Here is a 24,023-nt window from a genome sequence, read left to right on the forward strand (position 1 = left end):
CCCTCTTGGCGGGCTCTCACTCCACCGTGACCCGCTCGATGACCACGTCTTCGATCGGCCGGTCGGCGGGCGGACGGGTCGGCACAGCACCGATCTTGTCCACGACTTCGCGGGACTCGGCGTCGGCGACCTCGCCGAAGATGGTGTGCCTGCGGTTCAGGTGAGGCTGCGGGCCGAGCGTGATGAAGAACTGCGAGCCGTTGGTGTTCGGGCCCGCGTTGGCCATACCGACCAGGTACGGCCGGTTGTAGTTGTTCTCCACGTGGATCTCGTCCGGGAACTCGTAGCCCGGGCCGCCGCGACCGGTGCCGGTGGGGTCCCCGCCCTGGATCATGAAGCCGTTGATGACCCGGTGGAACAGCGAGCCGTCGTAGAACGGTCCGGACACCGAGCCCTTGGCGTTCGGCCGGGTGTACTGCTTGGTTCCTTGGGCGAGTCCGACGAAGTTGGCCACCGTCTTCGGGGCCAGGTTCGGCCACAGCGTGATCCGAATGTCCCCGAAGTTGGTGTGCAAGGTCGCACTCGAGGGGGTACTTATGCTGTCAGTCACCCGATACATCGTGCCATCACGAGCGAAGTAGATAAGCAAGGGGCAGGATGGGTGATGAGAGCCCACGCAACGCGAGCTATCGAAATGACGAGGTGAAGGCCATGACGACGGCCACAGACAAACTGGCCGACACGCTCTCCAGCGGCGCAGAGGAAGTTGCCAAGCGCGGCAAGCGCGCCAGGAAGAAGGCCGAACGCAGTGCCAAGAAGGCACGCAAGGACATCGCCCGCGGTGCCAAGGCAGGCCGGAAGGCAGCCAAGAAGGAAGTGGCTCGTCGTCGGGAGGAATTCCGCAACACGGTGGCGCAGACCAGGGAACAGCTGAACACCATGGAAGCCGGGCGCAAAGAGCGCAAGGCGGCCAAGAAGGAAGCCAAGGACACCATCCGCCAGGCCGCCGAGGAGTTCAAGTCGGCCGCCAAGGCCTCCAAGAAGGCGAAGAGCGCCGCGAAGTCGGCGGGCAAGGAGACCAAGGCGGCGGCCCGCGCAGCGGCGCCGGACAAGAAGAAGAAGCGTCGTTGGCCGAAGCTGCTGGGCATCGGCATGATCGTCGGCGCGGTGGCTTACGCGATGCGGTCCAAGCAGGAGCAGTCCGCGTCGGCCACCACGCCACCGCCGCCGCCCGCGCCCAAGCCGACCACGCAGGCCAAGCCGGCGGAGAGCGCGAAGCCTGCGGAGAACGCGAAGCCTGCGGAGAACGCGAAGGCGGACACCGACAAGGCGGCGGACGCCGCACAGGACGCTCCGCCGACCGCGGAGCCGTCCGGGTCCACCGGTGGCAAGGACACCAGCGGGTCCTCCGGTGGCAAGGACACCAGCGGGTCCTCGAGCAGTAACTCCGCCAAGTCCAAGTCCGGCTCGGGCAAGGACGCAGGCAAGCAGGCCGGCTCCTCCGGCACGTGATGGGCACAGCGAAACGGCCCGTCGAGCACATCGCTCGGCGGGCCGTTTGCTATGCCGTCAAGGCCTGATCAGCCGGTGTACTTCTGGAGCACACCGCCCAGCGCGGGCAGCGCCTCCTCCACGTTCTTCTTCCCTTGCGGGCGCAGCTTGTTGTACACCTTCTTGATCGTCTCGCGCTGCGAGCGCTCGGCCCGCTCGTCGGTCACCGCGAGCATCGCGTCGGACACCTCGTCGGACCGGCCGGCCAGGTAGTCACCGAACGAGCCACCACCCGACTGCGCGAAGTCGGCGTAGAACGGCTCGAGCCGCTGCACGAAGTCGTCCAGCAGGGAGTCGATGGCGGCTTCGATGATGCCCGGCTTGATCTTCTTGACCAGCCCGTAACCGCTCTTGACGGCGATGCCCTTCTTGCTGACCTCGGCGTCGACCAGCTCGTTCAGGTCGGACACCACGGACGGGCGAGCGGAGGAGTCAAGCAGTGCGGACTTCAAAGACGTCACAGGTACTTGCCTTTCACGAAGAGTGCTTGGGGGTGATCAAGACGCGCAAAACGGTAATGCACGCTCGGTGAGCCTTGAGTTCGGGGTTGTAACCGTGCCACGCCCTCATCGCATGAAGCATCAGACCAGGCGGCGGCCGTCGACCAACTCGGTGTAGTCCGCCGCCATCGGCAGCTCACCCACGTGCTGCTGCGCGGCCAGCAGGTCCTCCAGCGGCAGGTTCCCGCTCAGCGAGCCGGTGTGCGGCAGGTTGGGCACACCCGCGCCCTGGAAGGCACCCACGACTTCCTCGACACCGGGCAGCATGCCGAACTCGGTGGTCGGCAGGTCCCGGTCCATCGGAGCGGTCACCGTGTCGAGCTGCGGCACCTGCAGGTTGTCCCGGAACGCCTCGGCGGCGTCGGTGACACCCGGGATGCGGTCGAACTCGGTGGTCGGCAGGTCGCGCTCCATCGGGACCGCGGACAGCTGTGCGGCCTCGACGGGAACCTCCGGCAGCTGCGCGTGGGCCTGGACCGCCTCGACCGCGTCACTCAGTCCCGGGATCCGGTGGAGTTCCGTGGTGGGCAGGTCGGCCTCCGGCAGACCGGCTTCGGGCAGCTCAGCTTCCGGCAAGGACGCGAGATCCAGCTGCCCGACGCTGGGCAGCATCACGGTGTCCTGCAGCAGGTCGAGCTCCGGCATGTCCGACCGCGGAGCCACCGTCGGGAAGGTGTTCGCGGTGGGCAGGGCGGGCACCGCGGTGGCGGGCAGCAAGTGCTCGGAGGCGTCCAGCGCCAGCGGCTCGATGTCCTCGGGTGCGACGGCGTTGCCCGCGGAGAGCAGCGCGTCCAGCGGCCCGACGAACGGGATGATGTGGTTGTCGGCGCTCCGCGGGGCGGCCTGGGCGAGGTGCTCGGTGGCCCGGGTGACCCGGCCGGCCGCTTGCTCCAGGTGCTCACGCGCGGGCAGCTGGTCGGCCACGGCCGACGGGTCCAGCTCCGGAAGGTCCGGCAGCCCGGCTTCCGCGAGATCCTTGGGTGGTTCGAGGCCGTCCGAAAGCTCGCGCGGAAGGGTGGCTTTCACGTCTGTGTCCTCGCTGTCGGTCAACGTCGGGAGTGTGGCTTCGTCCACGGCGGAGGACGCCAGGTCGTCGACGGCCGGCAGCGTCACGTCCGGCTCCTCGGCCGACGCAAGGCCGGTACCCAGCATCCACAGACCACCGGTGACGAGCGCGGCCTGCACGCCGCGCTGAGCCCACTGCTGCATGGTGATGTTGCTCCTTAGATCAAAAAGATACGAACTGACGGGAAGTGACATGCACAGGCCAACGGCCCACCGTCCGCGGCATGGGCATGCCGGGATGCGGACGCGTGGGCCGGAGACGTGCTAGTCGGGAGAAGTGCCGGGCTGATCGCCCGTGCTGACGGGACGGCCGACGAAGGCGACCGTCACCGCCGGTCCCCGGCCGCCGTCGGCAACGGCGGACTGCGGGAAGACGCCGACGAAGGCAGGCATCAGCGAGGATCCGGCCGAGCAGCCGCTCGCGGCGGCCGCCGGACAGGTGGGTGCGGGTGCGGACGCGGGGTCATGCGCGCCTGGCGCATCGTCCGCACTGCCGGCTGACCCGTCGGAACCGGATGTGGTTCGTAACGACCACGCGTCGGATTCCTCTTCCGAAGCGTCCTGCGTGGTCGTCGCGACCTCGGCACTGTCGTTGAGGTCGGCACGTGTGCGTGGGGCACGATCCGGCTGCCGATCACTCGCCTGCTGGCGATCATCGGCCTGCTGCCGGGGTTGGGGTGCCTGCGGCTCGACCGGTGAGACCTTGACGGGCTGCTGAGCCGCTCGCACCTCCTCCTCGACGGCCTGGTGCGCCTCGGTCAAGCCGCGGTTGGTGCGGCTGGCCGCAGCGGTCACGACGTCGCGTCCGGCCTCGACCACTTCGTTGACCGCATCGGACACCCGCAACGGAGTTCGATCCAGCTGCTCGTCGGCGGACGCGGAACCGGACGCGATCGCCCAGGCCACCGCCGAGGTGGCGATCGTGCCCCCGAGCACGGCGCAGGCGCGGGCCAGCGTGCGGCGCCAACCGCCGCTGCTGTCCGCAGAACGCCGAGCTTCGGGTCTCACAGCGCCGGATACTGCCGGTAGGGCCAGGGGCGTGGAAACGTCCGACACGAGGAGTTGACCTGGAAGTGTGACGCCGGCGCCCGCTCATCGACGGAGACCGACCGTTGATCGCAACGGCCCGCGGTGACCCGGTGAGGAGTCTGCATGGTGCATCGGCGCGCAGCGACACCATCTGGAGGTCGCATGGCGGCGCGTGGCGACATCAGCGGACCTTTGTTCGGTGAGCCGGCACCCCGGCATCACCATCGGACCTGCGCATGGTGCGCCGGCACGCGGCAACACGACCGGACCTGCGCATGGTGCGCCGGCGCGCAGCAACACGACCGGACCTGCGCATGGTGGGCGGCACCCGGCGACACCATCCGACGTCCGCGTGTGCCTCGCGTCCGGCGGGCGGGCCGTTCCCCGGCGCGCCGCGCGCCCGGCGGGCTCCCGCAGCGCTGCGCGGGCCCTCGCCCCAGCCCGGCTGTGCCGTCGCGGCGGCACTTAGAGTCGACAACGCTCGGAGATGACGAGGTGGACATCGAATGAGGGTTTTCTCACCGGCGGGACCGGAGCGATCGGCAGGCACTTGGTGCCGAAGCTGGTCGCCGAGGGACACAAGGTCACGGCGCTGGTTCGCAGCGCGGAGAAGGCGGCGCAGGTGGAGCGGCAAGGCGCCGTGCCGGCCGAGGTGTCGCTGTTCGACGCGGACGGGCTCGCTACCGCCTTCGAGGGTCATGACGCCGTGATCAACCTGGCCACGGCCATCCCGTCGACGTCACGCTACTTCTTGCCCGGCGCGTGGAAGTCGAACTTCCGAATCCGCACGGAAGGCTCCGCTGCGGTGGCGAAAGCCGCCCGGTCGGCGGGCGTGGGCCGGCTTCTTCAGGAGTCGGTCGTGTTTGTGTACCCGGACAGCGGTGACAAGTGGATCGACGAATCCGCGGAGCTCGACGTGGTTCCGAGCTCGGAGCCGAACGTGGCGGCGGAGGAGAACGCGCGCCGGTTCGCCGAGCAGGGCGGCGTGGGTGTCGTGCTGCGATTCGGCTACTTCTACGGGCCGGGGGGGGCGATCCACACCGAGGAGATCCTGAAGTTCGCGCGGCTGCGGTTCGCGATGCAGCTGGGCGGCCGGAACGCCTACCAGGCGGCGATACACCTCGAGGACGCCGCGTCCGCCGTCGTGGCTGCGTTGGAGATCCCGTCCGGCACGTACAACGTGTGCGACGACGAGCCGCTGACCGCACGGGAGTTCACCGACGCCATGATTGCCGCGGTCGGACGGCGTCCGCTGCTGCGCGGGCCCGGCAGATTGTTGGCCCTGGGCGGTAACAAGACTGCGGCTCTGACCAGATCGCAGCGGGTCTCCAACCAACGGTTCAAGGACGCCGCCAACTGGTCGCCGCACTACCCGAGCGCTCGTGAGGGGTGGGCCGCCACCGTGGCGGCTGGGTGAGCCCGGACGATCACTCGTCGGGCGACTGCCATACCGTGACGACATGTCGTCGATCCCGGGGCGTCTCCCACACGGCAGGCACGGCCTGACGCGCGAGGAGGTCGAGCGGTCACAGCGGGACCGGCTGCTGCTCGCCGCGGCGGCCGCGATGTCCGAGAAGGGCTACGCGCGCACCGTCGTCGAGGACATCGTCAAGCGCGCCGGTGTTTCCCGTGAAACCTTCTACCGGCTGTTCGGCTCGAAGCTGGACTGCTTCATGGCCGCGTTCCAGCGCGCCGGTGAGCTGCTGATCAGCCACATCACGGCAAGCGGGGACAGTGAACGGGCGAGCACCGACCCGGTGGAGCGGTTCGCGGTGTTCTTCCAGTCGTACTTGGAGGGCCTGGCCGCCAACCCCACGTTCGCGCGTCTGTTCCTGGTGGAAGTGCACGCCGCCGGGCCGGAAGCCATCGAAGCGCGGCTGACGCAGCAAACGTGGTTCGTCAACGCCGTCGCGGACCTGTTCGGCGTGCAGACCGAACAGGGCCGGTTCGCCTGCCAGATGGTGGTGGCAGCGACCAGCGCGATGTTGACCGGCCCCCTGGTGTCGGAGGACATGGAGGCGCTCCGGGCGCTCGGCCCGCGGATCACCAATCACGTCCGGGAGCTGTACCGGGCCGGGCTGCTCACCTGACCGCGCGGCACAACCGCGATGACGCGCGCTGCACCAGGCGCGAACCCTGGCCGGATTGCGTGGCACCCTCACTCACTCAGTGCCGCAGTCGCCTCGCGTCCTGCCTCGGACATCCGGCGGAGGAAGCCTGCGATCAATTCGAGCTCGTCGGCGGTGTAGTCGGCACACAGCTGGTCCATCGCTGCATTCAATCCGCCAAGCACGTCGACAAGCTCCCGGTTCCGTGTCGGCAGCGCGGTCACCACGACGCCACGACGGTCCTTGCCGTCCCGCTTCCGGGCCACCCACCCACCGCGTTCCAGGCGATCGAGAATGCCGGTCACCGTGGCCGGGTGCAGGCCGGCGCGGCGGGCGAGGCCACCGGGGCTGATCGGACCGGTCCTGCTGATGAGGTCGAGACAGTCCACGTCGAGGCTCTTGAGCCCGACTCTGCCCGCCATGCGATGGGTGAACAACGACAGTTGGTTGGCCAGCTCGCGCAGGGCACGTTTGACCGCTACCGTCTGCCTCCGGCGAGATATTTTGTGATTCATATGATATCTTCCCCGTAATATTGAGCGCATCCTACCCTGGGAGGGCCCATGCGCCCGACATCTCGCAGTCGCACCGGCACCCGCTGCACCCCGGGTACACGCGTCCCGGCACTGGAGCTGACCACCATCCGCGCCGACCGGCTGCGAGTTCCCGACCCGGACCGGCTCACCCACCTGGTCTTTCGCCGCTTCGCCGCCTGTCCGATCTGCAACGTCCATCTGCACTCGGTGGCGCGCAGACACAGCGAGATCGTGGCCGCTGGGGTACGGGAGATCGTCGTCTTTCACTCATCGGTGGACGCGATGGTGCCGCACCAGGGGTCGCTTCCCTTCGATGCGGTCGCCGACCCGGACCGACAGCTGTATCGCCAGTTCGGTGTGGAGTCCTCGATGAGGTCGGTGCTCGATCCGCGCGCATGGACCGCGTGGATCAAACCGGAGGCGTGGCGCGTCGGTCTGCGGGAACTGCGGAGTGGGGCCAGGCAGCGCCTTCGGGACACCAACGTCTTGGGCATGCCCGCCGAGCTACTCATCGCGCCGAGCGGCACGGTGCTGGCCGCCAAGTACGGTTCGCACGCCAACGACCAGTGGAGCGTCGACGAACTCTTGCGCCTTGCCGCGACATGCCGGCGATGAGGCGCGCGCTCTGCTGGCAGCACCCCCGTGGCAGCGCCGCTCAGGAGAAGCTGCCGTGCCTGCCGTGCCCGGCGGTGAACCTGGCAGCGCCCTCGGCCGCGTCGGTGTGCAGCGACTGGATCCCGATGCTGGTTTCGAACTGCAGCGCCTGCTGTTCCGACAACCCCTCCTGCTGGTAGACCGACCACCGGTCGTTACGCATGCAGGTTTGCGGGAAGGCACTGAGCTGGCGCGCCAGCTCCTCGGCCTCTACCCGGGCCGTCCCCGGGTCGACCACCCGGTTGGCCAGGCCGAACGACAGTGCTTCGGTCGCTCCCACCGGCCGCCCGGTGAGGATCATGTCCAGCGCCCGGCTCATCCCGATCAGCCTGGGCAACCGCACCGTCCCGCCGTCGATGAGCGGCACACCCCACCGCCGGCAGAACACGCCGAACGTCGCGTCGGACGCCGCCACCCGCAGGTCGCACCACAGGGCCAGCTCCAGGCCGCCGGCCACCGCATAACCCTCCACGGCCGCGATCACCGGTTTGCTCAGCATCAGGCGAGTCGGTCCCATCGGGCCGTCACCGCTCTGCGCCACCGTGTTGCCGCGCTCGGTCCCGATCGCCTTCAGATCGGCGCCCGCGCAGAACGTGCCGCCGTCGCCCCACAACACGGCGACGTCCGAACCGTCGTCGGCGTCGAACGCGCGGAAGGCCTCGGCCAGCTCGCGGGCCATCGGGCCGTCCACCGCGTTGCGTCGCTCCGGCCGGTCAAGGATGACGGTGGTCACGCGATCGCTCTTCTCCACCCGGATCGACTCGTACTGGTCTGCCATTCGTCCCTCTCTCCCCGGTCCACGCCCCGGTTCAACGATTGGCGCGAAACCAGGGTGACACAGCGGAGGACCGGGCCTGGCGGAATCATGACGCCAGGCCCGGTCCGAAATCGTGATAGTGAATCCCGCCTAACTGCCCACGTGCCGATCGGCGAAATCGATCATCCGGTCGTAGGCCTTCGGCGCCGTCTTTTCCAGGTTGATGTCGTGCCCACCGTCGGGAATCACCATGGCCTCGACCTTCGCCTTGGGTCCGTAGAACGGGCGCTCGAATTCGGCCAGTGCTTCGTCCGACGAGCAGTCCGCCGCCAACGTGCCGCAGAAGAACGTGTCCGCATCACCGTTGACCGTCAACACCGGGATATTCGTCGTCTTCGACACGTTGTTCAGCAGGTACACCGCCGCGGTCGGGATCTCCAACACGCCTGCCGTCTGCTTGAGCTTCTCGTCGACCTCGATGACCTTCGGGTCCGCGTTGTCGGTGTTGTAGAACAGGCCGCGCGCACCCTTCCGCGTCGTGACGTAGAGCGGGTCGTAGCCGGACTTGGCGAATTTCGGGTCGAGCACCGCAGGCGGCGACTGGGCGACCAGCCGGGCGGTGAGATCGGCCAGGTTCACCCGGTGTGCGATGCCGGTGACGATCATCGCGTCGACGTCGTGGTAGCGCCCGGCCACCAGGTAACTGGTCACCGATCCGTAGCTGTGCCCCACCAGGATGACCTTGTCGAACGACTGGCCGAGGCTGCCGTCGCGCAGCGCTGTCACGACTTGCTGCACCGTCCGCGCCGCCGTGTCCCAGGTCAGCGTGGCGCCCGGCGGGTGGGTCGACTCACCGTCGCCGATCCGGTCGATGGCCAGCGTGGCGTATCCGGCTTCGTTTGCGCGGCGCGCGTACGAATACGTTTCCGGTTCGTACGGGAAATCCCAGTAATAGCGCGCGTAACTGTAGCCGTGCACCAGCAGCTGCACCGTTTTGGCGCCGGGCGGGACACACAGCGTTCCGGCAATGTGGCCCGACCCACCGGTGAATTTCACCGGCGTGCGCACGTCCCGGCATTCCGTCTTGCCACCGGCTGGTTCTGCCGCACCCGCCGGTGCAGCCACGGACAGTCCCAGGGCAACCACAGCCAAGCCGGTGGCCACTCGGCGCACCAGTGACCGAGTCCGCTTCTTTGCGGAATGTGTCAATGAAATTGTCACCTTTCCCACAATGGATCGCGCAGTTTTCGCCGCAGAATCTTTCCGACCGGGGATTTCGGAATCGAATCCACCAGCACGACTTTTTTCGGCACCTTGTAACCGGCCAACCGGCCACGTACGAATTCCCGCAGTTCGTCGGTGTGCACGGTGGCGTCGGGACGGACGACGACGAAGGCCGTCACCGCTTCGACCCACTTCGGATCAGGGGCGCCGACCACCGCACACTCGGCCACCGACGGGTGCGCGAGCAGGGCATCCTCGACTTCTCGCGGATAGACGTTGTATCCGCCGGTGATGATCATGTCGCTGGCCCGGTCGACCAGGTACAGGTAACCGCGCTCGTCGGCACGCGCCATGTCCCTGGTGCGCACCCACCCGTCGGCGGTCATGGTCTTGGCGTTGAGCTCGTCCGCGTTGAAGTAGCCGGCCATGGTGAACGGCGCGCGCACCCGGATCTCGCCGATCTCGCCCTGCTCGACCGGGTTGCCGTCCTCGTCGGTGAGCGCGATCTCCGCGTCCACCGACGGGAAGCCGCACGAACCCAGCAGGTCACCGCCTTCGGCGTGGTCCTCCTTGGTGAGCACCGTCTGACACAGCGGAGCCTCGGTCTGTCCGTAGTACTGAACGAACTTGTTGCCGAACGTCGCCATGCCCTGTTCCAGCAGCGGACGTGGCATCGGGCTGGCGCCGTAGATGATCGTGTCCAAGCTGCTGGTGTCGGCGCGCTGCACCGCGTCGCCGGCCAGCAACATGCCGAGCATGGTCGGCACCAGGTTGATGGCGGTGGCGCGCTCCCGCTCGATGGTGGCCAGGAATTGCTCCGGGTCGAAACCGGGCAGGATGATCGAGCGGGCGCCGGCGAGCCAGTACGGCAACACGAACGTCCCACTGGCGTGAATGAGCGAGGCGGCGTGCACCATCGCGTCATCGCGCTTGGGCGAGATCAGGTTGGTGAGGATGTTGCGCGCGATCGCCGCCCAGCTGGCTTGCGTGTGCTGCGCGGCCTTGAGTGTGCCCGTGGTGCCCGACGTGTAGAGCACGAGCATGACGTCGTCCGGCTCGACCGGCACGAGTGGGTCCGTCGGACGCGCACGCTCCGCCTCGGTGAACAGATTGCGGTCTTGTGCGCGCTGCGGTTCCCCAAGGCCGAGCAGGGTCAACCCGTCGAGCTCATCGGCCAGCGCCAATGCGCGTTCGGTCAAGTCAGCGCCGTGAATGAGCAGCCGGACACCGGTCTCCGTCAGCATCTTGGCCTGTTCGGCCTGGGAGAGCCGGGAGTTCAACGGCACCCGCGCCACACCCGACTTCAAACACGCGAAGTCGATCGGCAACGACCAGATCTCGTTGTTGAGCAACAGCCCGATGCGGGAGCCACGGCTGTAGCCCATGCCCACCAGCACGTTGGCAATTCGATTGGCCATGACGTCGACCTCGCGGTACGTCATGGACTGCTCACCCGCTACGACAGCGATCCTGTCGCGGTGCCGCCGTGCACCGCGTCGCACCAAATCCACGCCACGCATGGCAGGCACATTTTCACAGACCGTCTGGACTGTCAATATGTGTGGCGGTGCTTCCCCACGGACCGATTAGGCTGGTCCCGTGCCACCCACGACCAGACAGCAGCAACGCGACCAGACGAGAAAGCATCTGCTCGACACCACCGTCGCCTGTCTCGTCGAGTACGGCTACGCAGGCACCACGACGCAGCGCATCCAAGATCACGCCGGGGTCTCCCGCGGGGCGTTACTGCACCATTTCGGGTCGAAAGAGCAGCTGTTCGTCGCCGCGATCGGGCACATCGCCGAGCTGCACCTGGAACAGATCAAGGCCGCGGCGAAGCAGATGACGCCGGGCAAGCACGCCGTGCCCGGGATGGTCGAGGCGCTGCGTAAGGCCATGTCGGGGTCGAATTTCCTGGCCGGGTTGGAACTGTGGATGGCGGCCAGGACGGATTCTGCGGTGCGGTCGGCGCTGGCGCCCTCCGAACGACAGCTCGGCAAGGAGTTGTGGACGGTTTTCAGTCAGACGCTGGGCACGGACAGCCCGCGGGTACGGATGGCGTACGAAGCGCTGCTGATCACGCTGCGCGGGCTCGCGCTGACCGGCCTGCTGCGGGAGAACGATCAGCGAGCCGACGAGATCATCCGGGCCCGCCTGCACGAGTTGCTCACCGCGGTGGACGACGCCGAATCGTCGTAAATGATCTACCTTGACGCGGACGGACAGGCTAATGTGCGTTCACATGAGCTTGCCGACCGACAACCTCGCCCAGCTGGTGGCGACCATGCCGTTCGCGACGAAGTTGGGCATCGCAATCACTGAAGCGTCACCGGCCGAGGTTCGCGCGAAGCTCGCGTGGGACGACCAGAACTGCACCCTGGGCGGCATCCTGCACGGCGGCGCGCTGATGGGTTTCGCGGACACCGTTGGCGCGGTTTGTGCGTTCTTGAACCTGCCCGAGGGTGCCTCGACCGCCACCCTGGAGTCGAAGACGAATCTGTTCCGCGCAGTGAAGAACTCGGCGGTGCTGGCGGTCAGCAAGCCGCTGCACGTGGGTAAGACGACCATCGTGACCCAGACCGACCTGTTCGACGAGCAGGAGCGGCGAGTGGCGCAGGTGACGCAGACGCAGGCCGTTCTACCTCCGCGCTGACTGGCGCGTTCCGATCACGACGGTCGAGTCTCCGTCGGTGACGGATCTGGCTCGCAGGCCGCCGGAGGCGAGGACCGAGACAGCTGTGGCGGCTTGATGTTCGGCGACTTCGGACAACATGCTGCCGCCGTCGGTCAGCCACGCCGACGCTTCCCCGGCCACCCGGCGGAGCCGGTCCAGGCCGTCGCTGCCGCCATCCAGTGCGAAGCGCGGTTCATGCCGACGCGCCTCGACCGGCATCAGGTCGAGTTCGTCCGAGGGCACATAGGGAACGTTGACCGTCAGCACGTGAACCCTGCCGCGCAGGTTTGCCGGCAGCGGCCGGAACAGGTCCCCCTGGTAGACCTGACCGCGGTCGCCGAGGTTGACACGCGCGCACCGAACCGCCGTCAAGTCGACGTCCGCCGCGTGCACCTCGGCATTCGGCAAGCGGTATGCCAGGACGGCGCCGATGGCACCGGACCCGCAGCACAGGTCGACGATGACCGCGGATTCCGGCGCCAGGACGAGCGCTTGTGCCACCAGGAACTCCGTGCGCCGCCGCGGCACGAAAACCCCGGGTGCCACGGTGATCCGCCGCTCGCAGAACTGCGCCCAGCCGACGACGTGCTCCAACGGTTCACCGGCCACCCGGCGGGCGACCATGGCCTCCAGCTCCTGGGGGCCGGCGGCCGACTCGTGCAGGATGTGCGCCTCTTCCTCGGCGAACACGCAGCCCGCGGCGCGCAGTCGCTCGGTGATGTCAGGCATCGCGGGCCGCTCGCTGGGTCACGTGGCGATGGTAGATCCAGGGCAGGCCGCCCGACAGGAGTTGGCCGGACGTGCACCAGTTGGCCGCCCACGGCGACTACCCGGCCGACGGTTACCCGGACCCACGGGGACTACCCGCGCCGGCGGCAGCTACCCGACCCCGCGGCACCTACCCGGCCGGGCAATCCTTCAACCGGTCGCCGGTGTACCCGATCCGCGCGCAGTACTCGGCCTTCGTTTCGCCGTTGACGTCGCGGGTGTCCGAGCTCGGAGGTTCCTGCGTCTGCGGCGAATCGGCGCACCGTTGCCGGTCGATGTCCCATGTTCTGCCGTTCGCCAGGCAGTTCACGTACTCCCGGTGAGAGCGCTCCTTGGCCGCGTTGATCTCCGGGCAGTCCTTGTTGGTGATGATGTGCGGGCTGTTCGGGTCGTCGAACTTCGCGGGAGCGTCGGGCTCACACGAGTACCGGGGCTGTTCGGGCGTTTGCTTCACCGGCTCCACCATCGACGCCTCGGCTGAGCCTGTCGCCGTCTTCGTCGGTTTCGCGGTGGTCGTCGTCGGCGCAGCGGGCGTGGTGGTGGGCGCGCTCGTAGCTTGCTTGGTCGGTTCTTGCGGTGGCGGCGACGTGGTGCACGCGGCCAACACGAGGACGACCAGCAACACCGGCACGAACAGGATCGTTCTCATCGCCGAGTAGTCGCCACCCAGCTCCGTGCGTTACGCGTTGTCGCGTCACGGCACCCAACGACTGATCGCGAACCGGCTCCCGTCGCGCCGGATCTCCACCGCCCCTGGGCCAGCGAAGTGCGCGGGAACGACCAGCTCCTTGTTGTCAGCGGCGCGTTCCAACAGGCGCTGACGTGTTTCCGCAGCCTGCTGCGGATGCTCGCAGAAGCAGCTGTTGTAGTGCGGTTCGAGGATTTGCACCGGGCTGTGCAGAACATCGCCGACGAAGACGGCGCGGTCCTGACCGGACTCGAGGCGAACGACCGACGAACCGGGTGTGTGGCCGGGCGCAGGCTCCAGGCTGAGGTTGCCGTCGATGCGGTAGCTGTCCTCCCACAGCACGGCACGCCCGAGTACCGGCGCGACGCTGTCGGCGTACATGAGGTTGCTGCCTTCCCGCCGCAGCTGCGGCACGGGACGACGATGCGCATTGCGCGGGTCGAAGTACACCTGGTCGGGGCGCGGGATCAGGTACGTGGCGTTCGGGAACGTCGGGATCCACTCGCCGTTGCCGGACCGAGTGTTCCAGCCGACGTGGTCGTTGTGGATGTGGGTGTTGACGACGATGTCCACGTCCTCCGGTCGGACGCCTGCCTGAGCGAGCCGGTCCAGGAAGTCCGTGTGCAGGTGATCGAACAACGGCATGTGCGGCCGCTCGCGGTCGTTACCGACGCCGGTGTCGATGAGGATGGTCTTGCCCTCGCTGCGCAGCACCCAGGTCTGGATGGCGGCGAGGCAGCCGTCGCTGTCCGGATGCCAGTGGTCCGGGACGAGCCACGAGGCGTTGTCGCGCCAGATCTCCGGTGTGCTGTCCGGGATGGCCACTCGCGCGGGCGCGAATTCGCCCTGCCACTCGACCACCTTCGTCACTTCGACGTCACCGAGTTTGAAACTGTCCACACGTCCACGCTATGGCGCATTCTTGAGCGTTCCAATACCTGAAGAGCTCATATTCATATGTGATCGTCTCGTACTATGAGCCTGTGGACGTGCTGAGTGACGCGATCGCCGCGATGCGCACCGGGCGGCCGTCGTCCAATCGGCTGCGCGTGAGGTCGCCGTGGTGCTACCGGTTCGACCCGTACGACGGCGCCGGCTTCCACGTGCTGGTGCGCGGCACGGGCTGGGTCATCCCGGAGCGCGGCGAGGCGATCCCTCTGGCGAGCGGTGATGTGGTGCTGCTGCCGCGGGGAAGCGCACACATCTTGTCCGATTCGCCGCGCGCGAACCACGCGGTTCCGTTCGACACCTCGATCAAGGACGATCCGGACGGCCAGGTCGACGTGCTGTGCGGCAAGTACCGGGTGGACCGTACGCGCATGCATCCCGTCCTCGCGGAGCTGCCCGACATCGTCCACCTGCCTGCCAGGGTCGGGCACCATCGCGAGCTGCGTTCGGCCATCGACTTGCTCGCCACCGAGGTGACCGGCGAGCGACCAGGGCGGGAAGCCGTGATCAGCGGTCTGCTCGACCTGCTGCTGACCTACTTCGTCCGTGCGTGGCTTGCGGAGAACGACCGGGCCGGGTGGCCCCGGGCGCTGCGCGATCGAGAAGTCGCCGCCGCACTGGAAGCACTGCACGCCGAACCGGCCGCGCCCTGGCGGGTCGAGGACCTGGCCGCTCAGGTCGGACTCTCCCGCGCCACGTTGGCCCGGCGATTCACCGCTCTCACCGGGCACCCACCGATGGCGTATTTGACCTGGTGGCGAATGACGATCGCGGCGCAATTGCTCCGGACGACGGATCAACCCCTGCCGGCCATCGCCCGACAAGTCGGGTACGGCTCACCGTTCGCGTTCTCACATGCCTTCAAGCGCCAGTTCGGTGTGACGCCTGGCCGTTATCGCGCACAAGAAGACGCTCACGCGTCAGCCGGATGATCCGAAGAGGCGGTCGACGTGGTATCGCAGTACGGCCTCCGCTTCCTCCGCGGTGCGCTGCCCGACCAGTACTGATGTACCGATGCCGTGGTTGATCGCGATCAACCGGGCCGCTTCACGTGAAACGTCCAGCTCGACAGGGAGGTCCCCTTCGGCCTGAGCCGCGCGCAGGGCGTCGGCCAACTGGGACTCGAGGTGGTTCAATCCTGCGACGAAAGGCTGCTCGGCGAGGTCCGGATCGGTCATGGCCAAGACGGCGTACGACGCCCCCAGCAGGTGGAATGCCCGGCTGACCTCGTCACTGGGCAAGGCCTCGGCCAGGAAGGCCTCCACCACAGCGCGGCCCGAGTATGGGCGCGGCAGCTCGGCCAAGCGAGCCGACCACCGTTCCCGGCTTTGCTGTTCCAGGTGACGCAGCGTCCCGTGCAGGAGCTCGGCTTTGCTCCGGAAGTAGTACTGCACCTGCCGCAGGGAGACGTCCGCTTCGGCCGCCACCGACCGCATCGTCACGGCATGCAGGCCGTCGCGGGCGGCAACCCGCACTACGGCATCGGCGAGCTGAGCGCGACGCACCTCGTGGTCCACCGTCTTCGGCACCGGCACCTCCCGTGCAGGCTCCTCGTTTATGATACAAGTGTATCTGATACAGGTGTATCACAATCGCCGCCCGCGACCGCCGGGCGACGGAGATCCGCCAGGAGCAAGCATGGGCCGTTCGACCCGCGAGCAGCCGGTTCACCCGGAGCGCTCCGGGGCACCGACGTTGATCTTGGCCTTGGCCTGTGCGGCCCAGCTGATGGTCGTGCTGGACGTGTCCGTCATCAATGTCGCCTTGCCTGCCATCCACACCGACCTGACCGTCACCCCGGAGAGCGTGCAGTGGGTCTCGGTCGCCTACCTGCTGTCGTTCGGCGGGTTTCTGCTGTTGGGCGGTCGCCTGGCCGACGTCTACGGACAACGGTCGGTCTTCCTGGCCGGCCTGGTGGTATTCGTCCTGGCCAGCCTCACCGGGGGTTCGGCGACGAATCTGGTTTGGCTGATCGCCGCACGCTTCGGCCAAGGATTCGGTGCCGCGATCCTCGCTCCGACCACGCTGACCCTCCTGACCACGACGTTCGACGAAGGACCGCGGCGCACCCGGGCACTAGCTGCGTGGACCGCGGTCAGCGTGGCAGGCGGCGCGGTCGGCAATCTGCTCGGTGGAGCGCTGACCGAGTACCTGTCCTGGCGTGCGACGCTGCTGATCAACGTGCCGATCGGTGGTGCCGCGATGTGGGTGGCTTGGCTCGCGCTGGCGCGAGACGATGCCGAGCGACGAGGTCGGCTCGACATCCCCGGCGGCGTGTTGGCCACACTCGGCCTGGCCGCGGTGACGTACGCGATCAGCCGCGTCGAGTTCGATGGTTGGAAGGGTTCGACCGTCGTCCCGCTTGCCGCCGGAGTGGTCCTTCTCGCGGCGTTCATCCTGGTAGAACGCCGGACATCTACTCGTGCACTTCTTCCGCTGGGGCTGTTCCGGATTCGCAACGTCGCCGTGGGCAACGCGGTCATGCTGCTGATTGGAGCCTGTTTCCAAGCGCCGATGTGGTACTTCCTGACCTTCTACATGCAGGACGTCCTGGAGTACGGCGCTGCGCAAACGGGTCTCGGATTCCTACCGCACACCCTGACCACGGTCGCGGTCGGATGGTGGATGACGCCCTGGCTCATGCGCCACGCGCCGGCCAGAGTTCTGGTCATCACGGGCGCGCTCGTAGCCGCGGGCGGATTCGTGTGGCAGAGCACCATCACACCGAACAGCAGCTATCTGATCGGCATCGTCGGCCCCGGTCTCGTCTTCTCGTTCGGCGTCGGAGTGCTCAACACCCCACTGACCACGATCGTCACGTCCGGGATCCCCGCACACGAGGCCGGTGCCGCTTCCGGGCTGATGAACACGACAAAGCAAGTCGGAGGAGCGCTCGGCCTCTCCGCGCTCGTCACGGTCGCGTCGGGTGGGCCGGAGGGCTTCGACTACCGCACCGCTTTTCTGGTCACCGCTGCGATACTGCTCGTCGCCGCGGCAGCCGCAACGCTGCTCCCGCGAGGCGCTCGGGAACGGTGAGGATTACGAGCCGACGAGAGTCGTTGGCACCGAGGACCTGCATACATGGCGGCGGTCAAAAGGCCGCCCGACGAAGTTGATGACCCGCGTTTCCGCTGGTCAGTGTGGTGGAGCCGAGGGGAATCGAACCCCTGACCTCTGCCTTGCAAATGCGCCGTAGTCGATCAGCTCGGCCGCATACCGCAGGTCAGCGTGTTCACTCCGCTGCCTGGACTGGCTGTCATGTATCCGGATTACTGCGTTTCGCACCCACCGTGGGTCCCATTTCAGCACCCAGGTATACGCCGCCCCGCACTACGACAAGCACATGCCAGCGGCCCGGTAAGCCTGAAAGGGCGTGACGCACGTGACCCCAATGGCCTGGCAAGCGTCGGGGATCTTAACCTTCTTCGTCGATCGGGGCGCTGCAACTTCACGAGGTGCAACCGCAGCACCAATAGCCTTTGCGAGTGCGATGAGTCGCAGGTCCGCCGACCGGAGGAACTCTTCAACGGCTGCGTCAGTGTACGGGCGGCCGTCCTCGCGTGCCCACATCACAAGATCAGTCATGTGCTGCACCGACTCCGCGCTATCGTCGAACCAGAAAGACCCTGGCAACCGTTTTGCCCAGTCAACAAGATCGCCCTCGCCAGCAAGAATCTCGTGGCAAGTCCGGCCGTATGAGTGCCTGGGCACGTGTCTACAGTGCAGCAGGGCGGGGCCAGCTAGCTCCTGGCCCCGCCCCAGCGTCGCTACATTCCGCACTTGCAGCACACCCACTTGCCGGTGGCCTTGTCGTAGTGCTTGTAGCAGCCCTCGGGGCACATGGCGTTCACCTCCCTTCGTCCGGTTGCTGGTGACTTCGGTCAGTCCTCGCCGCGCCGTACTCGGGGTCGTCGATCACCGCGTCGTCGTCGCCTCCGGTCCGCCGCTCCGCGCCCGGCCGGAACCAGGACGCGTACTGCAAGGCGGCCGCCTCGGCCTTGGCCAACTCGTGCAGCGCTCGCGCCAGACGAACCCGCACCGACTACTCGGCCTGCTCGGCCAACGCTTGCTCAGCCCACACGTTCATTCCCGTGCTCCTCACTGCTCGGCGGCCGGCCGACGGTCGGCCCGCAGGTCTTGCCGTGTCCACAGCTCGGCCTGGTCCTTGCAGCGCCAGGTCTTCAACTTCGCGTCGACGCCCGGCTCGCTGCGCTGCCCGCGCGTCAAGGCGTTCCGGGCCTGCTGCCGGTCTTTCGCGCTCACTTCGTTCTTCTCGGCCATTCCGGTCACCTCCGATGTGGACGGTGTGAGAGACCGGCGGTCCGGCCGGCCCCGTCTCCGTGGGTGGCGGGCTCCCCCGCCACCGCATGAGCGCCGCTGCACGGCTGTGGAGGCTCGCCGTCAAGGGGCCTTGAGGCCGAAAAGTTTTGGACCGAGCGCAGCGGTCCGAAGGACGGGCCAATAGTTTTCGGCCGTACCCTTGACGGTGAGTCGGCCGTGCCAAGCTCAGGGGCCGGCGGGACCGCGCCGCCGGAGGCGGCTCCACCTATTCCCTTGGCCCGCGCGGCCTTGAGCGCAGACCTGTCACCGCTGGAACCGGCAGTCGCGAGCGCAAGCTCTAGAAACTGTCGGTCCGGCGTGTCACCCTCGATTCCATGCAGGTCACCGCGGCGGCCGTCGCCCGGCTCCCGCGTCAGAACGTGCGGGTTCCGGCGGACGAGTTCGCCCACGTGTGGGCCGACGCCGAACGTCTCGCCGAGCGTGACTGGTACGCCGCAGGCGTCGCCATGACCTGCCGTTGGCTCGCCGCTGCTGTCGTCGACTGGCCCGACGGCCATCGTGAGACGGCGCGTGCGCCGGTCAGTCAACGAGCCGGCAAGGCGTATCCGGAGCTGATCCAGGCCGAGTACGCGGCCGCCGAGCGGCTGGACATGCAGCGTCCCCGGCCGTCCTGGCTGGACGCCCGGCCCGGCTGGAGCGAGGCGGTGTGCGCCACCTTCCGGTGGGCGTGGCGCCGCACCGGTCCCGCTCCCCTCTTGCGGCCGGACGTCCGGCCTTAGTCGCGCGGTCATCACGCACCTGCCGAGTCGAACTCGAGCGCGTCGGCGCGTTCTGCGGCTTCCTCGGCAGCCACATCCTCGGCGTGCCACCGGGCGAGTTGCGCGGCTCGGGCCTCCTCGGCCTCGCGGGCTGCGTCCGCCGCTGCGCGCTGGGCGATCTCGGCGAGTGCCCGCTGCGCGCACTGCACTGCCTCGGCGGTCTCGTCCGCCGTCGGCACGCGCACGCCTTCGGTGACCTCGGTCGACTCCTCTTCGGCCGTGACCTCGCGAATGTCGGGCACGTTCGTCTCGGGTGCCTCGTCGATGTCGGGCTCGCCGGTGACCGCCTCGACGTCGGCGGCGCGCTCGCGGGCCACGTCGTCGAGCTCGTGCTCGGCGGTGATCTCGCGGTGCGGGTCCTCGGCCGCGTCCGCCTCGCGGTGCGCGGCGAGCCACTCCTCGGCGGTGACCGTCTCCTCGGCTGCCGGGTCCTCGTCGGCGTGCCGGGCAGTGAGCTCGGCGAGCGCCCGGTCGGCCGCCGCACGGGTGGCCGCGGTGTGCGCGAGCCATTCGCCGCGCGCCTGGTCGACGGCGCGTAGCTCCTCGGCGCGGGCCTCGAGCGTCTCGGCCAATGCGACCGACTCGGCGGCTTCCTGCTCCAGCCGCTGCCGCGCCTCGACGTCACTCGCCGCCGCTGCCTCGGCCGCGCGCAGCGTCGCGGCGCGACGGTGCTTCTCGGCGGCCTGAATCGTGCCGGCCAACTCGTCAGCGACGTACGGCGGTGCCCATGCGGCCTCGCGTTCCGCCGCGCGGACGCGGACGCGAAGCTGACCGTCGCTCATCTCGAGCTCGTCGCGGTGCGCCTCAGGCCTACCGAGCGCACGCCACGCGGTCAGCCACGACGCGTACGCCTCGACCTGCCCCGGCTTCGGTGCCGGTCCGAGCGGCTCGGTCGCGTCGTCGTAGCCGATCAGTTCGCGGTGTGCCGCGACCGCACCGGCTCGGCGGCACCATTCGACGATCGCATCCGGCTCCGCCGGCACCGGGCCGAAAGCCTCGATCGCCCACGGCGGCGGCTCCTCGGCGAGCTGCTGACCGAGCTCGTGCCGACGGGTGTCGGCCGACTCGGCGAGGCCGTTCAGGTACCGCTGCCACTCGGGGTCCCCGACCTGCGGCACCCGATCGGCGTAGCTGTCGCCCGTCGGGTCAAGGCGGTAGCTATTGGTGATGCGGTGGTAGATGACGTTGGTCAGCTGGCGTGCGCCACTGAGCGGCCGCTCGGTGATCGCGTCGGCGAGCACCTGCCGCGGGTCGTGCCCGGCGAGCTCGGCTCGCCGGAGAATGCGGGACAGCGTGGCGCCGCCGTCCTCGGCGGCGATCCGGGCACGCTGGTCAGCGGTGAGATCACCGGCGTCGACCAGTTCGTCGAGCCACCTCGACGTGCGGCCGGCCGTGGCGAGCTCGACCGCGTCGGCGAGTAGCTCGGCAGGGGTGCGGATCGACTCCATCTCCTCGGCCGACTGGGTGGCCGTGGCGAGAGCGGAACGGGTGGGGTCCGCTCCCTCCAGGGCGTTCGCCAGGACGGCGGCCGGGTCACGGTGGACGGCCTCGGCGACTGTGCCGGTCGGCGCGTCCTCCGGGACCGCGAGCGTGGTGACGTGCGCGGTGTTGTTGTCGCGGCCGCGGGTCATGCCGACGTACAGCGCCTCGGCGCCGGTGTGCGGCGTGACGACGGTGTGGCTGGTGTCCACGGTCAGGCCCTGGGCGGCGTGCACGGTGGTCGCGTAGCCGAGCGTCACGTGTTTGGCCACGTAGGACGCTGGCAGGGTCATCCGGTCGCCGAGCTGCTCGCCGTTCGGCGTGCGGCCCACGATCGGCGCGACGACCAGGCTGCCGTCCTCGCCGGTGGCGAGGACTCGGTACTGCTCGCGGTTGATCGGTCCGCGCCGGTTGCCCTGGTAACCGGCGAGGTTCCAGCCGTTCAACCGCGCCTGCACGAGATCGCCGACGCCGGCGTAGGTGCCCTGCCTGCCGAGCGCGACGCCGTGCTCGGCGACCTTGCCGAGCCTGACCAGCTCGGCGCGTAGCTGCGCGGACAGGCGAGCGGCCTGCTCGTTGGTGTCCACCAGGAGCAGCGAACGCCGCCCGGCGAGCACGTCGCCGAGCCAGGCGCGCACGGCCGACTCCTCGGCCTGCTCGCGAGCGCCGCCGTCAAGAACGCGGCCGTTCTTGTGGTACTCGCCGAGCACGGTCTCGTCTCCGGCACGCAGGCGCAGCGACGCGGCGCGCTCCCACTCGTGGGTGAACCGCCGTGCCTCGGCGAGTTCGTAGCTGGCGCCGGTCTCGGCGAGCATCTCCATCGCGCCGCCCGCGCCGACGGCCGCCAACTGCCGGTGGTCACCGACCAGGAGCAACTTCGCACCGGCGTCCCGTACATGCTCGTGAATCGCGGCGAGGTCGGCGGTGTCGGTCATCGCGGACTCGTCGACGACCACCAAGTCGCCCGCGCGTAGCGACCACTCCCGGTCCTCGTCGACGGCTCGGCCGTCGGCAAGGCGCTGCTGGGTCGCCAACCAGCGGGCGACGTTGCGCGCGTTCAGCCCTTCCCCAGCGAGCACCTCGGTCGCGATCTGGCTGGTCGCCAGGCCGAATACCTTGCGGCGCTCGCCGTCCCACAGGTCCGGGTCCTGCCACGCCTTGGCGAGCGCGCCGACCACAAAGGACTTTCCGGTACCAGCGGGTCCAACGAGGGACTCGATCCGGGCGCCGGACGTGAGCACGCCGCGTACGGCGGCGGCCTGGTCGGCGCCGAGCTCGATCCCGCCCTCGGCGAGCTGCTCGAGGAACTCGGCCGCGCGTACCGACGGCATCGCCGCGGCGCCGCCCTGGACGGTGCTCGACGTAAGCGCGCGCTCGGTCCGCACGTGGTCCGGCGTCGCGTACAAGCGTCCGCCGGGTGCCTCGTACGCGGACCGTCCATTCGCGACACGCAAGTCGTCCGGAAGGTCGGCGTCGCCAGGCCGGTCGGCGTCGAGCGGCACGGCAAGCTCGAGCGCGGTGTCGGTGAGCGTGTCGAGCAGGCGCGCCATCTGTGCGCCGTCGGCAACGCCGACGTGATCCGGCAGTGCGTCGCTGATCGCGCGCGTGAGGTCCGGCCGCGTCCAGGCGGCCTTGCGCGACTGGACGTCCGCGAGCGCAGTCTCGATCACCGCACGCGGCGACCACTCCGCGGCGGCCGGCTCTTGGCCGGCCAACTCCAGCACGCAGCGAGCGACGCCCGCCAGGCCGTCAGCCACCTCGGCGCGTAGCTCGCGGTCCCACCGTTCGAGGCGCTGCTCGACGGTCTCGCCGTCGTGGCTCTTGGCGCGGCGGGTGGCGAACGTCGCCTGGCGCTGCAGCCGGTCCAGCTCCAGCGAGTTCGGCTCGCGGCCGAACTTCGTCTCGAACGCGGCGACCAGTTCCCGCGTCCGCTTGGTGATCGCGCGGCGTCGCGAGCTGAACAGCTCCATGACCTCGGGCGGCACGCCGACGACTTCGCGCGCCTTGCCGTCCGGCCTGGTCGCGAACCGCACGCCGAGCGCGCGGGTGAGATGCTCCTCCATCGTGCGCTCGCCGACCGCGGCGGCCGCGCCGCGGAACTTGTGGATCGCGCGTGAGTCCAGCGTGCGCCACTGCCCGTCCTCGCCCTGAACGCGATTCAAGATCGCGTTGTGGATGTGCAACTGCGGGTCGTGGTCGCGGTTGTCGTGCTGGAAGAAACTTGCGACGGTCCAGTCGTGCGCGTCGGTGTAGCGGCCGGCGGCGCCGCCGTGGTGACCGACGCGCGAGTACCCGGCGTGCTCGGCAAGGTAGTCGATAGCCGCACGGTTCCCTGCCCAGATGGCGTCCTCGACGGCCTGGCGGTGCGCCGCCCACGCGGCGGCCGCCTCCTCGTCGCCGGCGTTCCGGGCGCGGACCTCCTGTGCCTCGAACGCGGTGTGCAGGACGGTGACCGACTTCTGGACGCTGAACGTCGCGTCCAGGAATGCGACGTTGCGGCGGGCACGCTTCCCGGCGTCCAACCGGAGCTCGGCGCGACGCTCCGGTGAGGCGTCCGGCTCAGCCTTCAGCGCGGCCTCGTACAACTCCTGTTCAGTCAGGTAGCGCCGTCCGGTGTGGCCGAGAGTGGACGCCTCGGCCCACTTGGACGGGTCCCTAAACGCCGGGTCGCGCGGATCGACGTAGTGCTCGTAGAGCGCCGTCATGTCCTGCGCGTCGACCAGCCCGCTCAGCCCGAGCGCCTCGGCGCCCCGGCCATACCACCGGCCCGGCGGCTCGCCGGCCGCCACGGCGCCGGTGTAGTAGTTCTCCCGGCCCGTAGCGACGGCGTTGATCAGGTAGTCGGCGCCGTGTCCCGTGGAGATCGTCAGCATCCCGACCACCGGCCGGAGCTCAGCGACCGGCGGCCGGTGGTCGCGAACGCGGCCACCGGAACCGACCGCAAGATCGTGATGCCTAGGTGTGTCCTTCCTTCATTGATCTCAAGCTGTTGGGATCGGTAGC

25 protein-coding genes are annotated in these 24,023 nt (G+C 68.7%); 9 read left to right on the forward strand and 16 right to left on the reverse strand.

Annotated elements, in window-relative coordinates:
* Nucleotides 1–16: 16 nt before the first annotated feature.
* A complete protein-coding gene (locus tag YWM_RS0116755; RefSeq protein ID WP_028851665.1) occupies nucleotides 17–559 on the reverse strand; it encodes a peptidylprolyl isomerase in 543 nt (180 codons plus the stop codon).
* A 92-nt stretch (nucleotides 560–651) separates the two neighbouring features.
* Between YWM_RS0116755 and YWM_RS25350 the strand changes: the two genes are divergently transcribed.
* Nucleotides 652–1,452: a hypothetical protein gene (locus YWM_RS25350; protein WP_156914816.1), complete on the forward strand. Its 801-nt coding sequence runs from the start codon at nucleotides 652–654 to the stop codon at nucleotides 1,450–1,452.
* A 68-nt stretch (nucleotides 1,453–1,520) separates the two neighbouring features.
* Here YWM_RS25350 and YWM_RS0116765 read toward each other — a convergent pair whose 3' ends face one another.
* From YWM_RS0116765 to YWM_RS0116775, 3 genes are all read right to left on the reverse strand, one after another.
* Nucleotides 1,521–1,952: a DUF6918 family protein gene (locus tag YWM_RS0116765; RefSeq protein ID WP_028851666.1), complete on the reverse strand. Its 432-nt coding sequence runs from the start codon at nucleotides 1,950–1,952 to the stop codon at nucleotides 1,521–1,523.
* A 120-nt stretch (nucleotides 1,953–2,072) separates the two neighbouring features.
* Nucleotides 2,073–3,200 carry a hypothetical protein gene (locus YWM_RS0116770; RefSeq protein WP_028851667.1) on the reverse strand — a complete coding sequence of 376 codons (1,128 nt, stop codon included), beginning with the start codon at nucleotides 3,198–3,200 and terminating at the stop codon, nucleotides 2,073–2,075.
* A gap of 120 nt (nucleotides 3,201–3,320) precedes the next feature.
* A complete protein-coding gene (locus YWM_RS0116775; protein WP_156914817.1) occupies nucleotides 3,321–4,064 on the reverse strand; it encodes a hypothetical protein in 744 nt (247 codons plus the stop codon).
* A 508-nt stretch (nucleotides 4,065–4,572) separates the two neighbouring features.
* Between YWM_RS0116775 and YWM_RS0116780 the strand changes: the two genes are divergently transcribed.
* Entirely contained in the window at nucleotides 4,573–5,502 is a 930-nt protein-coding gene (locus YWM_RS0116780; protein WP_028851669.1) for an NAD-dependent epimerase/dehydratase family protein, read from the forward strand.
* Between the two features lie 43 nt (nucleotides 5,503–5,545).
* Complete coding sequence (locus tag YWM_RS0116785; protein ID WP_028851670.1) at nucleotides 5,546–6,175, forward strand: TetR/AcrR family transcriptional regulator; 630 nt, start codon at nucleotides 5,546–5,548, stop codon at nucleotides 6,173–6,175.
* 68 nt (nucleotides 6,176–6,243) lie between these two features.
* Here YWM_RS0116785 and YWM_RS0116790 read toward each other — a convergent pair whose 3' ends face one another.
* Entirely contained in the window at nucleotides 6,244–6,708 is a 465-nt protein-coding gene (locus tag YWM_RS0116790) for a MarR family winged helix-turn-helix transcriptional regulator (protein ID WP_028851671.1), read from the reverse strand.
* A gap of 48 nt (nucleotides 6,709–6,756) precedes the next feature.
* Here YWM_RS0116790 and YWM_RS0116795 point away from each other — a divergent pair, with 48 nt between their 5' ends.
* A complete protein-coding gene (locus YWM_RS0116795; protein ID WP_084612480.1) occupies nucleotides 6,757–7,344 on the forward strand; it encodes a peroxiredoxin-like family protein in 588 nt (195 codons plus the stop codon).
* A gap of 40 nt (nucleotides 7,345–7,384) precedes the next feature.
* Here YWM_RS0116795 and YWM_RS0116800 read toward each other — a convergent pair whose 3' ends face one another.
* The 3 genes from YWM_RS0116800 to YWM_RS0116810 form a co-directional block, all read right to left on the reverse strand.
* On the reverse strand, nucleotides 7,385–8,161 hold the full coding sequence (locus tag YWM_RS0116800) for a crotonase/enoyl-CoA hydratase family protein (RefSeq protein WP_028851673.1): 777 nt from the start codon (nucleotides 8,159–8,161) through the stop codon (nucleotides 7,385–7,387).
* 129 nt (nucleotides 8,162–8,290) lie between these two features.
* Nucleotides 8,291–9,265, reverse strand: a complete 975-nt coding sequence (locus YWM_RS0116805; protein WP_169721007.1) for an alpha/beta hydrolase — start codon at nucleotides 9,263–9,265, stop codon at nucleotides 8,291–8,293.
* Between the two features lie 92 nt (nucleotides 9,266–9,357).
* Nucleotides 9,358–10,884 carry an AMP-binding protein gene (locus YWM_RS0116810; RefSeq protein ID WP_028851675.1) on the reverse strand — a complete coding sequence of 509 codons (1,527 nt, stop codon included), beginning with the start codon at nucleotides 10,882–10,884 and terminating at the stop codon, nucleotides 9,358–9,360.
* A 79-nt stretch (nucleotides 10,885–10,963) separates the two neighbouring features.
* Here YWM_RS0116810 and YWM_RS0116815 point away from each other — a divergent pair, with 79 nt between their 5' ends.
* Nucleotides 10,964–11,563, forward strand: coding sequence for a TetR/AcrR family transcriptional regulator (locus tag YWM_RS0116815; protein WP_028851676.1), 600 nt, complete (start codon nucleotides 10,964–10,966; stop codon nucleotides 11,561–11,563).
* A 43-nt stretch (nucleotides 11,564–11,606) separates the two neighbouring features.
* A complete protein-coding gene (locus YWM_RS0116820; RefSeq protein ID WP_028851677.1) occupies nucleotides 11,607–12,017 on the forward strand; it encodes a PaaI family thioesterase in 411 nt (136 codons plus the stop codon).
* Here YWM_RS0116820 and YWM_RS0116825 read toward each other — a convergent pair.
* The 3 genes from YWM_RS0116825 to YWM_RS0116835 all read right to left on the reverse strand — a co-directional run bounded on the left by YWM_RS0116825 (nucleotide 12,003) and on the right by YWM_RS0116835 (nucleotide 14,394).
* A complete protein-coding gene (locus YWM_RS0116825) occupies nucleotides 12,003–12,767 on the reverse strand; it encodes a putative protein N(5)-glutamine methyltransferase (protein WP_028851678.1) in 765 nt (254 codons plus the stop codon). The two genes, YWM_RS0116820 and YWM_RS0116825, sit on opposite strands and share 15 nt — an antisense overlap.
* Before the next feature lie 169 nt (nucleotides 12,768–12,936).
* Complete coding sequence (locus YWM_RS0116830; protein ID WP_028851679.1) at nucleotides 12,937–13,455, reverse strand: hypothetical protein; 519 nt, start codon at nucleotides 13,453–13,455, stop codon at nucleotides 12,937–12,939.
* Nucleotides 13,456–13,500: 45 nt separating this feature from the next.
* Nucleotides 13,501–14,394, reverse strand: a complete 894-nt coding sequence (locus tag YWM_RS0116835) for an MBL fold metallo-hydrolase (RefSeq protein ID WP_028851680.1) — start codon at nucleotides 14,392–14,394, stop codon at nucleotides 13,501–13,503.
* Nucleotides 14,395–14,477: 83 nt separating this feature from the next.
* On the opposite strand from YWM_RS0116835, the gene YWM_RS0116840 reads away from it, so the two are divergent.
* Nucleotides 14,478–15,374, forward strand: coding sequence for an AraC family transcriptional regulator (locus YWM_RS0116840; protein WP_043661792.1), 897 nt, complete (start codon nucleotides 14,478–14,480; stop codon nucleotides 15,372–15,374).
* Here YWM_RS0116840 and YWM_RS0116845 read toward each other — a convergent pair.
* Nucleotides 15,363–15,971, reverse strand: coding sequence for a TetR/AcrR family transcriptional regulator (locus YWM_RS0116845; protein ID WP_028851682.1), 609 nt, complete (start codon nucleotides 15,969–15,971; stop codon nucleotides 15,363–15,365). The two genes, YWM_RS0116840 and YWM_RS0116845, sit on opposite strands and share 12 nt — an antisense overlap.
* A 109-nt stretch (nucleotides 15,972–16,080) precedes the next feature.
* Here YWM_RS0116845 and YWM_RS0116850 point away from each other — a divergent pair, with 109 nt between their 5' ends.
* A complete protein-coding gene (locus tag YWM_RS0116850) occupies nucleotides 16,081–17,478 on the forward strand; it encodes an MFS transporter (protein ID WP_052345032.1) in 1,398 nt (465 codons plus the stop codon).
* Nucleotides 17,479–17,772: 294 nt separating this feature from the next.
* Here the strand turns inward: YWM_RS0116850 and YWM_RS27205 are convergent, their stop codons facing one another.
* Genes YWM_RS27205 through YWM_RS0116865 form a run of 3 tightly spaced genes read right to left on the reverse strand, consistent with a single transcriptional unit; the run spans nucleotide 17,773 to nucleotide 18,723 of the window.
* A complete protein-coding gene (locus tag YWM_RS27205) occupies nucleotides 17,773–18,282 on the reverse strand; it encodes a DUF4411 family protein (RefSeq protein WP_425426572.1) in 510 nt (169 codons plus the stop codon).
* A 7-nt stretch (nucleotides 18,283–18,289) separates the two neighbouring features.
* Nucleotides 18,290–18,481 carry a hypothetical protein gene (locus YWM_RS0116860; protein WP_028851684.1) on the reverse strand — a complete coding sequence of 64 codons (192 nt, stop codon included), beginning with the start codon at nucleotides 18,479–18,481 and terminating at the stop codon, nucleotides 18,290–18,292.
* A gap of 59 nt (nucleotides 18,482–18,540) precedes the next feature.
* The gene (locus tag YWM_RS0116865) at nucleotides 18,541–18,723 is read right to left on the reverse strand and encodes a hypothetical protein (protein WP_028851685.1); all 183 of its coding nucleotides are present in this window, start codon (nucleotides 18,721–18,723) and stop codon (nucleotides 18,541–18,543) included.
* Between the two features lie 374 nt (nucleotides 18,724–19,097).
* On the opposite strand from YWM_RS0116865, the gene YWM_RS0116870 reads away from it, so the two are divergent.
* Complete coding sequence (locus YWM_RS0116870; RefSeq protein WP_028851686.1) at nucleotides 19,098–19,502, forward strand: hypothetical protein; 405 nt, start codon at nucleotides 19,098–19,100, stop codon at nucleotides 19,500–19,502.
* An 11-nt stretch (nucleotides 19,503–19,513) separates the two neighbouring features.
* Here the strand turns inward: YWM_RS0116870 and mobF are convergent, their stop codons facing one another.
* On the reverse strand, nucleotides 19,514–23,893 hold the full coding sequence (gene mobF, locus YWM_RS0116875) for a MobF family relaxase (protein WP_028851687.1): 4,380 nt from the start codon (nucleotides 23,891–23,893) through the stop codon (nucleotides 19,514–19,516).
* Nucleotides 23,894–24,023 lie beyond the last annotated feature (130 nt).

Origin of the sequence: Thermocrispum municipale DSM 44069, assembly GCF_000427825.1 — a bacterium.
Classification (GTDB): domain Bacteria; phylum Actinomycetota; class Actinomycetes; order Mycobacteriales; family Pseudonocardiaceae; genus Thermocrispum; species Thermocrispum municipale.

Bases quoted from the DNA above. Each gene is read 5' to 3' on its own strand.
- YWM_RS0116825 (WP_028851678.1), bottom strand. From the start codon at position 12,767: ATGCCTGACATCACCGAGCGACTGCGCGCCGCGGGCTGCGTGTTCGCC.
- YWM_RS0116790 (WP_028851671.1), bottom strand. From the start codon at position 6,708: ATGAATCACAAAATATCTCGCCGGAGGCAGACGGTAGCGGTCAAACGT.
- YWM_RS0116810 (WP_028851675.1), bottom strand. From the start codon at position 10,884: ATGCGTGGCGTGGATTTGGTGCGACGCGGTGCACGGCGGCACCGCGAC.
- YWM_RS0116770 (WP_028851667.1), bottom strand. From the start codon at position 3,200: ATGCAGCAGTGGGCTCAGCGCGGCGTGCAGGCCGCGCTCGTCACCGGT.
- YWM_RS0116780 (WP_028851669.1), top strand. From the start codon at position 4,573: ATGACGAGGTGGACATCGAATGAGGGTTTTCTCACCGGCGGGACCGGA.
- YWM_RS0116755 (WP_028851665.1), bottom strand. From the start codon at position 559: ATGTATCGGGTGACTGACAGCATAAGTACCCCCTCGAGTGCGACCTTG.
- YWM_RS0116830 (WP_028851679.1), bottom strand. From the start codon at position 13,455: ATGAGAACGATCCTGTTCGTGCCGGTGTTGCTGGTCGTCCTCGTGTTG.
- YWM_RS0116785 (WP_028851670.1), top strand. From the start codon at position 5,546: ATGTCGTCGATCCCGGGGCGTCTCCCACACGGCAGGCACGGCCTGACG.
- YWM_RS0116865 (WP_028851685.1), bottom strand. From the start codon at position 18,723: ATGGCCGAGAAGAACGAAGTGAGCGCGAAAGACCGGCAGCAGGCCCGG.
- YWM_RS25350 (WP_156914816.1), top strand. From the start codon at position 652: ATGACGACGGCCACAGACAAACTGGCCGACACGCTCTCCAGCGGCGCA.
- YWM_RS0116800 (WP_028851673.1), bottom strand. From the start codon at position 8,161: ATGGCAGACCAGTACGAGTCGATCCGGGTGGAGAAGAGCGATCGCGTG.
- mobF (WP_028851687.1), bottom strand. From the start codon at position 23,893: ATGCTGACGATCTCCACGGGACACGGCGCCGACTACCTGATCAACGCC.
- YWM_RS0116795 (WP_084612480.1), top strand. From the start codon at position 6,757: ATGCGCCCGACATCTCGCAGTCGCACCGGCACCCGCTGCACCCCGGGT.
- YWM_RS0116870 (WP_028851686.1), top strand. From the start codon at position 19,098: ATGCAGGTCACCGCGGCGGCCGTCGCCCGGCTCCCGCGTCAGAACGTG.
- YWM_RS0116850 (WP_052345032.1), top strand. From the start codon at position 16,081: ATGGGCCGTTCGACCCGCGAGCAGCCGGTTCACCCGGAGCGCTCCGGG.
- YWM_RS0116820 (WP_028851677.1), top strand. From the start codon at position 11,607: ATGAGCTTGCCGACCGACAACCTCGCCCAGCTGGTGGCGACCATGCCG.